At 66.4% G+C, this 15,467-nt stretch carries 13 protein-coding genes; 8 read left to right on the top strand and 5 right to left on the bottom strand.

What is annotated here, in order from left to right; genetic code table 11:
* Positions 1–22 precede the first annotated feature (22 nt).
* The gene (locus tag ACWEFV_RS04580; protein ID WP_450069195.1) at positions 23–1,366 is read right to left on the bottom strand and encodes an adenosylmethionine--8-amino-7-oxononanoate transaminase; all 1,344 of its coding nucleotides are present in this window, start codon (positions 1,364–1,366) and stop codon (positions 23–25) included.
* Positions 1,367–1,412: 46 nt separating this feature from the next.
* Here ACWEFV_RS04580 and ACWEFV_RS04575 point away from each other — a divergent pair, with 46 nt between their 5' ends.
* From ACWEFV_RS04575 to treZ, 4 genes are read left to right on the top strand one after another with little or no spacing between them, the layout of a single operon-like run.
* Positions 1,413–3,584, top strand: coding sequence for an acyltransferase family protein (locus ACWEFV_RS04575; protein ID WP_450069194.1), 2,172 nt, complete (start codon positions 1,413–1,415; stop codon positions 3,582–3,584).
* 4 nt (positions 3,585–3,588) lie between these two features.
* Positions 3,589–5,757, top strand: a complete 2,169-nt coding sequence (gene glgX, locus ACWEFV_RS04570) for a glycogen debranching protein GlgX (RefSeq protein ID WP_135454438.1) — start codon at positions 3,589–3,591, stop codon at positions 5,755–5,757.
* A 1-nt stretch (position 5,758) separates the two neighbouring features.
* Positions 5,759–8,026, top strand: a complete 2,268-nt coding sequence (gene treY / locus ACWEFV_RS04565) for a malto-oligosyltrehalose synthase (RefSeq protein ID WP_450069193.1) — start codon at positions 5,759–5,761, stop codon at positions 8,024–8,026.
* The gene (treZ, locus tag ACWEFV_RS04560; RefSeq protein WP_450069192.1) at positions 8,019–9,752 is read left to right on the top strand and encodes a malto-oligosyltrehalose trehalohydrolase; all 1,734 of its coding nucleotides are present in this window, start codon (positions 8,019–8,021) and stop codon (positions 9,750–9,752) included. The genes treY and treZ overlap by 8 nt, the downstream gene beginning before the upstream one ends.
* Here the strand turns inward: treZ and ACWEFV_RS04555 are convergent.
* Positions 9,746–10,237: a winged helix-turn-helix transcriptional regulator gene (locus ACWEFV_RS04555; RefSeq protein ID WP_450069191.1), complete on the bottom strand. Its 492-nt coding sequence runs from the start codon at positions 10,235–10,237 to the stop codon at positions 9,746–9,748. The two genes, treZ and ACWEFV_RS04555, sit on opposite strands and share 7 nt — an antisense overlap.
* A gap of 52 nt (positions 10,238–10,289) precedes the next feature.
* Between ACWEFV_RS04555 and ACWEFV_RS04550 the strand changes: the two genes are divergently transcribed.
* Positions 10,290–11,456: an MFS transporter gene (locus ACWEFV_RS04550; protein ID WP_450069190.1), complete on the top strand. Its 1,167-nt coding sequence runs from the start codon at positions 10,290–10,292 to the stop codon at positions 11,454–11,456.
* Positions 11,457–11,505: 49 nt separating this feature from the next.
* On the opposite strand, the gene ilvA is transcribed toward ACWEFV_RS04550, so the two are convergent.
* The gene (gene ilvA / locus ACWEFV_RS04545; protein ID WP_450069272.1) at positions 11,506–12,786 is read right to left on the bottom strand and encodes a threonine ammonia-lyase IlvA; all 1,281 of its coding nucleotides are present in this window, start codon (positions 12,784–12,786) and stop codon (positions 11,506–11,508) included.
* A 150-nt stretch (positions 12,787–12,936) separates the two neighbouring features.
* On the opposite strand from ilvA, the gene ACWEFV_RS04540 reads away from it, so the two are divergent.
* Positions 12,937–13,374: a lipoprotein LpqH gene (locus ACWEFV_RS04540; RefSeq protein ID WP_450069189.1), complete on the top strand. Its 438-nt coding sequence runs from the start codon at positions 12,937–12,939 to the stop codon at positions 13,372–13,374.
* Between the two features lie 73 nt (positions 13,375–13,447).
* Positions 13,448–13,678, top strand: a complete 231-nt coding sequence (locus ACWEFV_RS04535) for a hypothetical protein (protein WP_135454428.1) — start codon at positions 13,448–13,450, stop codon at positions 13,676–13,678.
* Here ACWEFV_RS04535 and ACWEFV_RS04530 read toward each other — a convergent pair.
* Complete coding sequence (locus ACWEFV_RS04530; protein ID WP_135454426.1) at positions 13,672–14,076, bottom strand: SRPBCC family protein; 405 nt, start codon at positions 14,074–14,076, stop codon at positions 13,672–13,674. The genes ACWEFV_RS04535 and ACWEFV_RS04530 overlap by 7 nt on opposite strands.
* A gap of 136 nt (positions 14,077–14,212) precedes the next feature.
* Between ACWEFV_RS04530 and ACWEFV_RS04525 the strand changes: the two genes are divergently transcribed.
* A complete protein-coding gene (locus tag ACWEFV_RS04525) occupies positions 14,213–15,046 on the top strand; it encodes a class I SAM-dependent methyltransferase (protein WP_450069188.1) in 834 nt (277 codons plus the stop codon).
* Positions 15,047–15,057: 11 nt separating this feature from the next.
* Here the strand turns inward: ACWEFV_RS04525 and ACWEFV_RS04520 are convergent, their stop codons facing one another.
* On the bottom strand, positions 15,058–15,438 hold the full coding sequence (locus tag ACWEFV_RS04520) for a MerR family transcriptional regulator (protein WP_450069271.1): 381 nt from the start codon (positions 15,436–15,438) through the stop codon (positions 15,058–15,060).
* Positions 15,439–15,467: the final 29 nt, after the last annotated feature.

Here is a 15,467-nt window from a genome sequence, read left to right as displayed (position 1 = left end):
GGTGCCGACAATTGAACACCGTTCAGGTTAGTGCACGAGCCACGCCGATCATGCCTGCGGTGATCTGTTCCACCTCCGCCGTCGTGCAGATGAAGGGCGGCATGGCATAGATCAACTTGCCGAACGGGCGCAGCCAGACGCCGTGGCGCAACGCCGCCAAGGTGGCCACCCGCATGTCCACCGGCTCGCGCATCTCGATCACACCGATGGCACCGAGCACCCGGACGTCAGCCACTCCCGGCAATGCGCGGGCCGGCTCGAGACCTTCCCGCAGCCCCGCCTCGATCTCGGCCACCCGGGCCGGCCAGTCGCCGCTGACCAGCAGTTCCACCGCAGCGACACCGACCGCGCAGGCCAACGCGTTGGCCATGAACGTCGGCCCGTGCATGAGGGCTCCGGGCTCCCCCGCGCTGATCGTCCGCGCGACCTCCCGCGTGCACAGCGTGGCGGCCAGGGTGATGTAGCCGCCGGTCAGCGCCTTGCCGACGCACATGATGTCGGGACTGACCCCAGCGTGCTCGGCGGCGAACAACTTGCCGGTGCGGCCGAATCCGGTGGCGATCTCGTCAAAGATCAGCAACACATCGTGGCGATCGCAGATCGCACGCAGATCTGACAGGTAACGCGGGTCGTGAAAGCGCATGCCCCCGGCGCCCTGCACGACGGGTTCCACGATCACGGCGGCGAGCTCGTCGGCATGGTCGGCCAACTGCCGCTCGAACGCTTCGCTGTAGGCCGGTTGATAGTCGGCGGGCACAGGTGGCGCGAACTCCTGCGCCACCAGCACGTCCGTCCAGAGGGAGTGCATGCCGCCGTCGGGATCGCACACGCTCATCGGGGTGAACGTGTCGCCGTGATAACCGCCACGCCAGGTCATCAGCCGGTGCTTGGCGCCCCTGCCCCGGCTGCGCCAGTACTGCAGCGCCATCTTCACCGCCACCTCGACGGACACCGACCCGGAATCGCTGAAGAACACCGTCTCCAGGCCCTCGGGGGTCAGTTCGACCAGCAGTTGGGCCAGCCGTGCGGCCGGTTCATGGGTCAGACCGCCGAACATGACGTGGTTCATGGTCGCGAGCTGGTCGGTGATCGCACGGTCCAGCACTGGGTGCCCGTGTCCGTGCACGGCAGTCCACCAGGACGCCATCGCATCGATCACCTCGATCGGTGCGCCGTCGGTAGGGTCGATCACAGTCAGCCACGCGCCTTTGGCACCCACCGCCACCACGGGCGGAAGTGTGTCGGAACCCATGGCACTGTAGGGGTGCCAGATGTGGTCCGCGTCGATGGCATTGATCTGCGCTGGGGTCAGCTCAGCCACAGTCGGGCAGCCTAGCTCTTTGCTCACCGAACGTGACGCACGCATCCGAAATATGAGCGGCAGGCCGATGTTAGGTAAATTGGCCTCGACCATGAAAACCCTTGATGCCCCCCGGACGGAGCCCGGCGCCGATTCCGGTTCCGTTCCGCGCGCCGCCATGGGTACCCGAGCATCGGGTTTTTACCGCCATGATCTGGATGGACTGCGCGGCGTCGCGATCGCCCTCGTGGCGATGTTCCACATCTGGTTCGGCAAGGTTTCCGGTGGTGTCGACGTTTTCCTGGCGCTGTCGGGATTCTTCTTCGGCGGCAAGATCCTGCGGATCGCACTCAACCCGGAGGCGCCGCTGTGGCCGCTTCCCGAAGTGGTCCGGTTGATTCGGCGATTGCTACCCGCACTGGTCGTGGTGCTTGCCGCAGCCGCGCTGATGACAATCCTCGTGCAGCCCGAGACCCGCTGGGAAACGTTTGCTGACCAAAGTCTGGCGAGTCTGGGCTACTACCAGAACTGGGAGCTGGCCAACACTGCCGCGAACTACCTTCGCGCTGGTGAGGCGGTCAGCCCGCTGCAGCACATCTGGTCGATGTCGGTCCAGGGACAGTTCTATCTGGCATTCCTGTTGTTGGTCTTCGGGTTCGCTTTCCTCGGCCGTCGACTGTTCGGCCGGCACCTGCGCACCGCGTTCATCGTTTTACTGAGCGCGCTCACCATCGCGTCCTTCGTGTACGCGATCATCGCGCACAACACGGACCAGGCCACCGCCTACTACAACAGCTTTGCGCGCGGCTGGGAGCTGCTGATCGGCGCACTGGCGGGGGCCTTGGTCCCGGCGGTGCGCTGGCCGATGTGGCTGCGCACCGTCCTGGCCACCGTCTCGCTGGCCGCGATCCTGACCTGTGGCTGGTGGATCGACGGTGTCAAGGAGTTTCCCGGGCCGTGGACGCTGGTTCCGGTCGGCGCCACCGTCATCTTCATCCTGACCGCCGCCAACCGGGTCGACGATCCGAACGCGGGCCAGCGGTTGCCCGCACCCAACCGGATGCTGGCGACAAAGCCGTTCGTGTCGCTGGGCTCGATGGCCTACTCGCTCTACCTGTGGCACTGGCCGTTGCTGATCTTCTGGCTGTCTTACTCGGGCCACGCCCACGCCAACTTCCTCGAGGGCACGGTCGTGCTGCTGGTTTCGGGTGTTCTGGCCTGGCTCACCACGCGCTACATCGAAGAGCCGCTGCGCTCACAGAAGGCCAAGGCCGCCCCCGCCGCCGCGCCTGCCCTTCCGTTACGGGTCCGTCTGCGCCGACCGACGATCGTCCTCGGCTCCATCGTCGGCCTTCTCGGTGTCGCGCTGACGGCCACCTCCTTCACCTGGCGTGAGCATGTCACCGTGCAGCGCGCCAATGGCAAGGAGCTGTCGGGGCTGTCGGCCCGCGACTATCCGGGAGCGCGCGCACTGGTCGATCACGCGCGGGTGCCCAAGCTGCCGATGCGCCCCACCGTGCTCGAGGCCAAGGACGATCTGCCCGCGTCGACCACCGACGGCTGTATCAGCGATTTCGGCAACACCGACGTCATCAACTGCACGTACGGCGACAAGGACGCGACGCGCACCGTCGCAGTAGCGGGCGGGTCGCACGCCGAGCACTGGATCACCGCGCTGGACCTACTGGGCCGCCGGCACAACTTCAAAGTGGTCACGTACCTCAAAATGGGTTGTCCTCTGACCACGGAGGAGACGCCACTGGTGATGGGCGACAATCGCGCATACCCGAAATGTCATGAGTGGAACGAAAAGGTGATGGCCCAGCTCATCACCGATCGCCCCGATTATGTGTTCACCACCTCGACCCGGCCGTGGAACATCAAAGACGGCGACGTCATGCCCGGCACCTACATCGGCATCTGGGAAACCCTCTCCCAGAACAACATTCCGATCCTCGCGATGCGCGACACGCCGTGGCTCACCCGAAATGGCCAGCCGTACTTCCCGTATGACTGCCTGGCCAACGGCGGCGATTCCATCTCGTGCGGCATCGAGCGGTCCAAGGTACTCTCCGACCACAACCCCACGCTGGATTTCGTCGGAAGGTTTCCTCTGCTCAAGCCACTCGACATGAGCGATGCGGTGTGCCGTAAGGACTATTGCCGAGCGGTCGAGGGAAATGTGTTGCTGTATCACGACTCCCATCACATCTCCACGACATACATGCGCACGATGACAGGTGAACTGGGCCGCCAGATGGCAGCTGCCACCGGTTGGTGGTGAAGCCATGCCGCCGCCATCCGCAGTGCCGCCGTCCTCCATCCCCACGCCGATGTCGACTGTCTGGCCCGGTGAGCCCTACCCGCTCGGCGCGACCTATGACGGTGCGGGCACCAACTTCTCGTTGTTCTCCGAAGTCGCCGAACGCGTCGAGCTGTGCCTGATCGCCAAGGACGGCACCGAGCACCGGATCAATCTCGAAGAGGTCGACGGCTACGTCTGGCACGCCTACCTGCCGACGGTCACGCCGGGACAGCGGTACGGGTATCGGGTGTACGGCCCCTGGGATCCGGGCAGCGGACATCGATGTGACCCCAGCAAGCTGCTGCTGGACCCCTACGGCAAGTCGTTCCACGGCGACTTCGATTTCAGCCAGGCCCTGTTCTCCTACGACCTCACTGCCGACCCGCCCGGTACCGGAACCCCGCCCCAGGTCGACTCCCTGGGACACACCATGACCAGCGTGGTCATCAACCCGTTCTTCCAATGGGGCTCGGACCGCGCACCCAAGACCCCGTATCACGACACGGTGATCTACGAGGCGCACGTCAAGGGGATGACCGAGACCCACCCGGGGATCCCCGAGGAACTCCGGGGCACGTACGCGGGGCTCAGCCACCCGGTGGTCATCGAATACCTCCAGTCGCTGAACATCACCGCGATCGAACTCATGCCGGTACACCAGTTCATGCACGACCACCGGCTACTGGACCTCGGGCTGCGAAACTACTGGGGCTACAACACTGTCGGCTTCTTCGCCCCACACTTCCAATACGCGGCCACCCGGCACGCCGGCGGTGCAGTGGCCGAGTTCAAGACCATGGTCAAGGCGTTCCACGACGCGGGTATCGAGGTCATCCTGGATGTGGTGTACAACCACACCGCCGAAGGCAACCACCTCGGTCCGACCATCAATTTCCGCGGCATCGACAACGCCGCCTACTACCGGCTGCTCGACGGACAACCCGAGTACTACAAGGATTTCACCGGGACCGGCAACAGCCTCAATGCCCGGCACCCGCACACATTGCAACTGATCATGGACTCGCTGCGGTACTGGGTGCTGGAGATGCACGTGGACGGGTTCCGATTCGACCTCGCCTCCACGCTGGCCCGCGAATTCTATGACGTGGACCGGCTTTCGGCGTTCTTCGATCTGGTCCAGCAGGACCCGGTGGTCAGCCAGGTGAAGCTGATCGCCGAGCCGTGGGACGTCGGCGAGGGCGGCTACCAGGTCGGCAATTTCCCCGGCCTGTGGACCGAGTGGAACGGCAAGTACCGCGATACCGTGCGGGACTACTGGCGCGGCGAGCCCTCGACGCTGGGCGAGTTCGCGTCCCGGCTCACCGGCTCGTCTGACCTCTACGAAGCCACCGGCCGACGGCCCGGAGCCAGCATCAACTTCGTCACCTGCCACGACGGGTTCACCCTCAACGACCTGGTGTCCTACAACGAGAAGCACAACGAGGCCAACGGTGAGGACAACCGCGACGGCGAAAGCCACAACCGGTCGTGGAACTGCGGTGTCGAGGGGCCGACCGACGACCCGGAGATCCTGGCCCTGCGCGCCAAGCAGATGCGCAACATCATGGGGACATTGATGCTGTCCCAGGGCACCCCGATGATCGCCCACGGTGACGAGATCGGTCGGACCCAGTTGGGCAACAACAATGTGTACTGCCAGGACTCCGAGCTTTCCTGGGTGGACTGGTCGTTACTCGAGACCAACGCCGACCATCTGGAGTTCACCCGCAAGGTATTGGCCTTCCGCAAGCGCCATCCGGCATTTCGGCGTCGCCGGTTCTTCGAGGGCAAGCCGATCCGAAGCGGTGACCAGGTCCGCGACATAGCGTGGCTCACCCCGGCGGGTACCGAGATGACCCCGGAAGACTGGGGCACCGGGCTGGGTACCTGTGTCGCGGTGTTCCTCAACGGCGATTCCATCCCGGCCCCCAACGCCCGAGGTGAACGCGTCGTCGACGACACGTTCCTGTTGTGCTTCAACGCAAATGACCACGAGCAGGACTTCGTCACCCCGAACGGCGATTACGCCGCCGAATGGACGGGCGACCTGGATACCGCCAGCCCGACCGGCGATTCCGATCTGGTTGTCGCCGCGGGCGAGAAGATCTCGCTACAGGCCCGCTCGCTGCTCGTGCTGCGCAAGACGGCCTGACATGCCGGGCCCGGTCCTGTCCACGTATCGGCTCCAGATGCGCGGGGACTGTTGCACATTCGATGATGCGGTGAAGCTGCTGGACTATCTCGACCGGCTGGGCGTCTCGCATCTGTATCTGTCGCCGATCCTGACCGCCGCTCACGGATCCACACACGGATACGACGTCACCGATCCCACCACGGTATCGGCCGCTCTCGGCGGCCCGGACGGACTGCGGCGGCTGTCCGAGGCCGCCCGTGCCCGCGGCATGGGCCTGATCGTGGACATCGTGCCCAACCACGTCGGCGTGGCCCACCCCGAGCAGAACCATTGGTGGTGGGATCTGCTGCGGTATGGCCGCGGCTCCGCCTATGCCGACTACTTCGACATCGACTGGGATATCGACGGCGGACGAATCGTATTGCCGGTCCTGGGTTCCGACGACGATGTCGCCGACCTTGCGGTCGACGGCGAAGTGCTGCGACTGGGTGATCTCGTGTTCCCGGTGGCGCCGGGAACCGGCGTGGGCACCGGCAGCGAGGTCCACGACCGCCAGCACTACCGGCTGACCGGATGGCGCACCGGGATCTGCGGTTACCGTCGCTTCTTCTCGATCACCTCCCTGGCGGCGTTGCGCCAGGAGGACCGTGCCGTCTTCGACGCGAGCCACGTGGAGATCAAGCGCTGGTTCGACGAGGGCCTGGTGGACGGCCTGCGCATCGACCATCCGGACGGATTATCCGACCCCGCAGGCTATCTGCGCTGGTTGCGCGAACTCACCGGTCCCGAAGCCTGGATCGTGGTCGAGAAGATCCTGGCCGCCGACGAGAGCCTCGATGCGTCACTGCCCGTCGACGGCACCACCGGGTATGACGCGCTGCGCGAGGTCGGCGGACTGTTCATCGCCCCGACCGGGGAGACCGCACTCACCGCGGTGAGCGGGCGGCCGGACCGCGACGCCGAACGCACGCTCAAGACCGCGGCGGTCACCGACACCCTGGCCAGCGAATTGGGTCGACTGTGCCGAGCGATCACGCCGGTGACCACCCGGCAGGATCCCCAGCTGCGGGCAGCGGTGGCCACCCTGATCAGCAGGATCGGCGTGTACCGCAGTGACTATCCGGCGCTCGGCGCGATCCTTCCGGTCGCGCTGCAGGAGACATCTTGGGCCGCACCGGAACTCACCGATACGCTGTCGACCATCGCGACGGCACTGTCCACCAGCGCCGAGGTGGTGTCCCGGTTCAACCAACTGTGTGGGGCGGCGACGGCCAAGGCCGTCGAAGACTGCCTGTTCTACCGCGACGCCCGACTGGTATCGCTCAACGAGGTCGGCGGTGCACCGGAGTTGTTCGGGGTGTCCACCGCCGAGTTCCACCAGCGGACGACGACGCGGATGCGCGCCTGGCCGAGGACGATGACGACGTTGTCGACCCATGACACCAAACGGGGAGAAGACGTCCGCGCCCGCATCGGGCTGCTGTCCCAGGTGCCGGCGACATGGGCGGATTCGGTCGAGCGGTGGACCGCCGCGTCCACTCCCCCGGACCGGGGCTCCGCACTGTTCCTGTGGCAGAACATCTTCGGCGTCTGGCCGGTGGACGGCGTCGTCACCGACGAGCTCCGTGCCCGGTTGCACGCCTACGCCGAGAAGGCGACCCGGGAAGCTGCCACACGAACCTCCTGGCATGACCCGTGCGTGGACTTCGAGAACGAGGTGCACGGTTGGCTGGACCGGGTACTCGAGGGGCCGGTAGCGGCCGAATTGACGGCGCTGGTGGGTCGACTCGACGCGCACGCCCGAAATGACAGCCTGGGCCAGAAACTCATCCAACTGACTGCGCCCGGCATTCCCGACGTCTACCAGGGCACCGAAACGACCGAGGACAGTCTGGTCGATCCGGACAACCGGCGCCCCGTCGACTATGCGGCACTGCACGATGCGTTGGAGCGCGGGGGCGATGACAAGCTGCGGGTGACGATGGCTGCGTTGACCCTGCGCCGTGCGCGGCCGGCGACCTTCCTGGCCGGCGGCTACACGCCGCTGCCCGCCACCGGTAGCGCCGCAGCACACCTGGTGTCGTTTCTGCGCGGTCAGGATGTCGTGGTGGCCGCGTGCCGGTGGACCGTTGGACTGGCCGAAACCGGCTGGGCCGACACGGCATTGCCGTTACCCGACGGCCGGTGGCTGGATCGGCTCACTGGCCGGCAGTGGACCGGCCTGGTGCCGCTGACCGACCTGCTCGCCGATTCGCCGGTGGCCTTGCTGGAGCGCACGGATGACTGAATTCACCGTGTGGGCGCCGAAGCCCGACCGCGTGCGGGTCGACGTGGACGGAGCGCTGCACGAGATGACGCGCGCCGCCGACGGCTGGTGGCGCGCCGAGGCCAGCTGCCCCGCCGATGCCCGGTACGGGTTCGCCCTCGACGACGATCCGGCGGTACTGCCGGATCCCCGCTCAGCACGTCAACCCGACGGCGTGCATGAACGCTCGCAGCTGTGGCGGCCCGCACCGGACGCCTGGACCGACGCCGGGTGGGCGGGCCGGTCCATCTGCGGCGGGGTGATCTACGAACTTCACACCGGGACCTTCACTCCCGCAGGCACATTCGATGCCGCCATCGAGAAACTCGATCATCTCGTTGATCTCGGTGTCGATTTCGTGGAGTTGATGCCGGTCAATGCCTTCAACGGCCCCCACGGCTGGGGTTATGACGGGGTGCTCTGGTACGCGGTGCACGAACCCTACGGCGGACCGGACGGCCTCATCCGACTGATCGACGCCTGCCACGCGCGTGGACTCGGCGTGCTGATCGACGCGGTGTTCAACCACCTCGGCCCGTCGGGCAACTACCTGCCGCGGTTCGGTCCGTATCTGTCGGCCGGCCGCAATCCGTGGGGCAGTTCGATCAACCTGTCCGACGCCGACGCCGACGAGGTTCGCACCTACGTCATCGACTGTGCGCTGCGCTGGATGCGCGACTTCCACGCCGACGGTCTGCGTCTGGATGCGGTGCATGCGCTGGTGGACACCACCGCGATCCATCTGCTCGAGGAACTGGCGGCCGAGACCGACGCCCTGGCCGAAGAACTCGGCCGTCCTCTCTCCTTGATCGCCGAGAGCGACCTGAACGACCCCCGGCTGATCACCCCGCGCGACCGCGGTGGCTACGGCCTGACCGCACAGTGGGACGACGACGTCCACCATGCGATCCACACCGCGGTATCGGGTGAACGGCAGGGCTACTACGCCGATTTCGGATCGCTGGCCACCCTGGCACAGACGCTCAAGCATGGATACTTCCACGCCGGCACCTATTCATCCTTCCGCCATCGTAGGCACGGTCGCCCGTTGGACACCGCCACCATTCCGGGTACTCGGCTGCTGGCTTACACCCTTACCCACGACCAGGTAGGCAACCGTGCCGTCGGCGACCGGCCATCGCAGCTCCTGACATTCGGCCAGCTGGCCGTCAAGGCCGCGCTTGCGCTCGGATCACCCTATACGGCAATGCTTTTCATGGGCGAGGAGTGGGGATCCTCCTCACCGTTCCAGTTCTTCAGTTCGCATCCCGAGCCGGAACTGGCCCGCGCCACCGCCGAGGGTCGCAAGGCCGAGTTCGCCGAGCACGGCTGGGATGCCGACGAGATCCCGGATCCGCAGGACCCGGAGACATTCCTGCGGTCCAAACTGAACTGGAACGAGGTCTCCGACGGAGATCACGATCGGCTGCACAGGACCTATCGGGAGCTGATCGCGTTGCGGCGCACCGAGCCCGACCTCGCCGATCCGTGGCTGGATCACATGTCGATCGACTTCGACGAGCAGCAGCGTTGGATCGTGCTGCACCGTGGCACCCTGTCGATCGCCTGCAACCTCGGCTCCGACCCGGTTTCCGTGCCGGTGACAGGAGAACTGGTCGCGGCCTGGGAAGAACCCGACATCGGTTCCTTCGCTACGACATTGGCCGCTCACTCGTTCGCAATCCTGCGCACCGAGCGCGTTCAGTAGTCCTTTCGCACGGACGCGCTGTCCGGATCCACCGGGGCGCCGCGCGAGTTCGTGGGACGCAATTCCGCGAGTGCGAGACCCCGCTCGTCGACGAGTACCGAGCGAGCCTCGTCAGCCTCGAACGCGTGCCGCTCACCCCACTGGCGCAGCGCCACCACGACGGTGAAGAGGTCACGACCGGCCTGGGTGAGCGTGTACACCTGCCGGCGGCCCGATGCGGCCACCTCCCGATCGAGGATGCCGCGCTCGACGAGTCGGCGCAGCCGGTCGGTGAGGATATTGCGCGCGATCCCGGTGCGCTGCTGAAAGTCGGTGAATGCCCGGGCTCCATCCATGGCGTCGCGGACGATCAGCAGACTCCAGCGATCCCCAACCAGGTCGAGAGTGCGCGCGACAGGGCAGGTGGGATCGGTCCAGGTCACGTCGTCGCTGTGCGGCACCGAGTCGGCCATCACTCCCCCTGAAGAGTTGCTGATTGAAACCATTCTGCCGTAACCTCCGATTAGTTGCAATATGCAACCAATCTGAGGAGTGTGCATGGAACTGACTCTCGGCCTGCGAATGTTCTTCGCCACCGTGTGTGCGGTGGCCGTCGCGACGATCTACGCGGCGCAACCCGTCCTCGCCGGGATCGGCCGCGACCTTGGCGTGCCGGAGGCCGATCTGGGCTGGATCGTCACGGCCGGGCAACTCGGTTATCTGGTCGGGCTGGTGGTTCTCGTCCCATTCGGCGACATCGTCGACCGTCGTCGGCTCATCAGCGGACACCTTCTGCTGGCCGCGATCGGGGTGGCAGTGGCAGCTGCGGCCCCCCAAACCTGGCTGCTGCTGGCCGGTTTGGCGCTCGCCGGACTGTTCGCGGTCGTGGTCCAGACCACCGTCGCCTACGCTGCGGCCCTGTCCGCGGCCGAGGACCGCGGCCGCACCCTCGGCATGGTGACCTCCGGAGTCGTCGTCGGCATCCTCGGTTCACGCGTCGCGGCCGGTGCCCTCGCCGCCGTGTGGGGGTGGCGCAGTGTCTATGTCGGGCTGGCGGTCCTGCTGGTTGTGCTGGCAGGCCTGGTCCCGAAACTCCTGCCGCCCGACCCACGGCGCGAACAGGTCGTTTACCGCGACGTACTGACGTCGTTGGCCCGACTGTTCCGCGAACGCCTTTTCGTCTCGCGCGGGCTGATCGCGTTCTTTCTGTTCGCGTCCTTCGGGACGCTGTGGAGCGGCCTGGCGCTGCCGCTCACCGCGGCTCCGTGGCATCTGAGCACGGCACAGATCGGCCTCTTCGGAATCGCCGGCCTTGCCGGCGCGCTCGGCGCGGCCCGGGCAGGACGCTGGGCCGACTCCGGGCTCGCGAGCGCCGTCACCGGCGGGGCACTCGCACTCCTGGTCGTGTCGTGGCTGGCGATCGGGCACGCATCATGGTCGCTGGTACTGGTCGTGCTGGGTGTGATCACGCTCGATTTCGCCGTGCAAGCGGTGCACGTGAGCAATCAGCACCTGCTCACGACGGCCCACCCGCATCGCACCAGCAGCGTGATCGGGGGGTACATGTTCTTCTATTCACTCGGCTCGGCCCTAGGGGCGACCGCCACGACCGCGGTGTACTCGGTTGCGGGGTGGACCGGCTCCAGCATCCTCGGCGCTGCGTTCGCGGCCGGTGCACTCGTTGTCTGGTCGGTCAGCCGAGCGGCGCACCGAACGCCACGATGACCGCGACCACCATCAACCACCGCGCGTGCGGGGCATCGAAGCCTGAGCCTCAGGTCAGATACCGGTATGTCGGTGACCCCGGCTCCAACAGCTCGACGTGGATGTCGGAATCCTGCATCCGGACCAGCAGACCTTCCAGATCCGTCGCCGCGCTCAACTCGACGCCGCACAAGGCCTCGCCGGTCTCCCGGTTGTTGCGCTTGACGTACTCGAACAGGGTGATGTCATCACCCGGCCCGAGAACCTCATCGAGGAAGCGCCGCAGCGCCCCGGGTTCCTGCGGGAAGTCGACCAGGAAGTAGTGCTTGAGGCCCAGGTGCACCAGCGACCGTTCGACCACCTCGCTGTAGCGGGAGACGTCGTTGTTGCCACCGGAGATCAGGCAGACCACGGTAGATCCCGGCTCGATGTCAGCCTCCAGCAACGCGGTCACCGACAGCGCTCCGGCGGGCTCGGCGATGATTCCGTCGTTCTGGTACAGGTCCAGCATCGCGGTACAGACGGCGCCCTCGTCGACCGTGGTGAGAGCGACCATGTCACCGGCGGCGGCCAGTGCGGCATAAGGCAGCGCTCCGGCCCGTGCCACTGCCGCACCATCGACGAACTGATCGACGTGTTCGAGGGTCACCGGTTCGCCGGCAGCCAGCGCGGCGATCATCGATGCCGCGCCCGCGGGCTCCACACCGAGTACCGACGTGTTCGAGGCACGCTCGGCGAGATATGTGGTGATACCGGCGATGCAGCCGCCGCCGCCGACCGGGACGATCACCACGTCGGGCTCCTGGTCGAGCTGCTCGAGCAGCTCGGCGGCGATGGTGCCCTGGCCGGCCATCGTGCGCACATCGTCATAGGGGGGTACGAGGGTGGCCCCGGTACGCGCGACATCCTCCAGCGCCGCGGCAGCCGCCAGGTCGTACGTCGACCCTCCCGCGATGAGCTCGATGAACTCGCGGCCGTGGTATCGGATCCGGTCCCGCTTCTGCTTGGGGGTCTTGGCCGGTACATAGACGCGGCCATGGGTGCGCATCGACCGGCACGCCATCGCGAAGCCCTGGGCGTGGTTGCCGGCCGAGGAACACACGACGCCGGCGGCCAGCTCCTCGGGCGAGAGCTGGGCCATCAGGTTGAAGGCCCCGCGCACCTTGTAGGAACGCACCGCCTGCAGGTCCTCGCGCTTGAGGTAGACGTTGGCCCCGGTAGCTTCCGAAAGGCGCTCGTTGAACTGCAGCGGACTGCGGGTGACCACCCCGGAAATTCGCTCGGCGGCCTCGTCGATGTCGGCCGCGTTCAGCGGCGCGGCCAGCGGGGACACTCGGGAGCCTTTGCTCAAATCGGCAGTCACCGTTCAATGGTGCCACTGGCCAGCGGTTTCACTGCACCTGGGTAGGCGCACACGCCGATATCCGGGTGCGCGCACCACCAAACCGCCGAGATTCACGACATGTGGTTGAACAGACCCCGAACTGGGAAAACAACCATCATGCGGCGCACTCAGCAGCGGATGCGGTGGGCGGCGGCGCCCACCGCGATGGTGGTCGCGCTTGCCGCGTCCGCGTGTGCGGCGCCCACCACGAGCCCCGCCGATGCCAACACCGCGCGGGTCTTCATCGACAACCAGGAAATGCCGACGTCCTACAAGGTGCAGTGCACGCAACTGTCCTGGTTGTGGACCATCGAAACGGAGCCGCAAACACCCGGGTTCACCGCGATCATCCAGACCGGAGCCACTATCGAGCCCAAGGTCATGCGGCTCCGGGACCTGACCGGCTTCACCGGGAGCGCACTGGCCGAGGCGTCGGACACCCACGCCAGCATCGAGGGCTCCGCATTCCACCTCAGCGGCACAGCACACGGCTCCTTCGCCGACCGCCCGACCAAACCGGCCGAGGTTCAGTACCGGATGGAAGCGCACTGCTGAGCAGTCGTAAAACGACACGCCTGATCCAAGGTTTCGGCTAGCCGAAATCATTGTTGCGAGCTATCGTCAACATATGACCACCGCCGGGAACTTTCGTAGCGTCACCTCCCGGGCCGATCACCAGGTCGACATCGCCGGTGTGCCCTGGCCGACCTACAAGCTGATCGCCCTGGCGATCGGCGCCCTGGTGCTGGTGGTCGTCGGCGTGGCCACGATGAGTGCGGCACCCGCCGTACTCTCCGCGGCCGCGGTCACCATCGTGGTGTGGCTGGGGTTGGGGCGCATCTCCCCCTCCGATCAGTGACCCTCCAGCAGTCTCCGCAGGGTCTCTAGATCCGCCGCCACCGCGGCAACATCCGCCTCGAACTGTTCATCAGTCATCCCCGGTCGCTGCCGAATCGTGAACACGACTTCGCACGACGTGCCGTCGACCCCGGCCGGGACGACCCGCATCGGGTTGTAGACGGCCTCACCCGAGGGCAGACGCACCACATGATCGAGCACGCCCAGCGCGTTCGTCGCCGTGAATTCGACGGTGACCTCGCCCATCGGCGAATCCGCCACCCATCCTCGCGGACCGAGGCGCAACCCGCCCTCGGCCAGTCCCGCCGCCCACGTGGCCAGCTGCCGCGGATCCGCGGCGTACGAGTACGCCGCGTCGGGAGCGACGTCGATCCAGACGCTCACATGCCTGCTACGCATGGTTCCACCGTAGGCTGCCGCTAGCCCGCCGCGCACCCACGCACCCGGTGCAACCGATGCGCCGACCTGTGATCGCAAGGGCGGTAAACGTTTTCGCCCAACTGTTCAGCCGCACATCGGGTGTACGGTCGGGTTTGTGCATATTGCGACGACGGGCCTCACACCGGTAGAGGAAACCGCTTTCCTGACGCTGTACGCCAGGGCACTCGACAGCCGGTGGGCCCGCCCGATCCTCGGCGACACCATGGCCGATGAGTCCGTCGGCCAACTCGATTACGACTTCGCCGGTCTGGGGGTGCAGACCAGCGTGGTGTGTCAGTCGGCGCTGCGGGCCAAGATGCTCGACGACCGGGTGCGTGCGTTCGTGACCAGCCATCCCGATGCCGTCGTGGTCGATCTCGGCGGCGGTCTCGACAGCGGAGTGCACCGCGTTTCGCCGCCGGCCACAGTCGACTGGTACAACGTGGACCTGCCGGGGATCAGCCAGCTACGGGACCGTGTGCTGCCTCCTCTCCCCCAGGCACATACGGTCGCCGCATCGTTGGCCGACCGGGACTGGACCGACCCGATTCCCTCCGATCGACCCACCATGTTGGTGGCCGACGGACTGTTCGCGTTCCTCAGCGAACCGGTGATCGCCGGCATCTTCCGGCGGATCACCGAACACTTCGAATCCGGGGAACTGGCGTTCAACGACTACGGCCGGATCGGCTGGATGAGTCGGGCGGCGCTCAAGTTCTTCCCGGCCAAGATGTTCAAAGACGTCGGAAGCCAATGGGGCTACCCAGGTTTCAAAGATGCCCACCACCCCGAAACCTGGAGCCCGCGAATGCAACTCGTCGAGGAGTCCAGCCTGACCCACCAGCCGGAGGTCGACCTCTTTCCCGGCCTGCTGCGGATCGCCACGCGGGCCACCGGACTCAGCAAGGCCACGGCCCGCAAGGCGCGCATCCTGCGGTACCGGTTCTGACGGCTCCTCCATCAGGCCGGGAGTTCGTGATGAATCCCGCACGTGCACAATTCGATTGACGGGCACGTGCACCGCATACCCCACTCGATGACGGCCCGCGCCCGGGCCAGCGCCTCCAGCTGGGCATCGATCTCGGCGAGTTTGGCCTGCGCCAGCTCACGAGCCACCGGCCGGCCCGGAGTGTCATCCTTGAGCAGCAGCCCGATCTCGGTCAACGAGAACCCGGCGACCTTGCACAACCTGATCACGTCCAGCCGCAGCAGGACCGACTCCGGATACCGGCGCTGCCCGCCCACGCGCTCCGGCGCGGGCAGCAGCCCGACCTGTTCGTAGTAGCGCAGCGCGGTCTGGGCGACCCCGGTCCGCTGCGTGACATCTCCAATGGTCAGCATCGCGCGCATCTGCCCTCCTCGCCGGACTT

It is taken from the genome of Mycobacterium sp. NPDC004974 (assembly GCF_053600815.1).
Note: the sequence above shows the minus strand (reverse complement) of the source record. Positions and strands in the feature narration are given on the sequence as shown.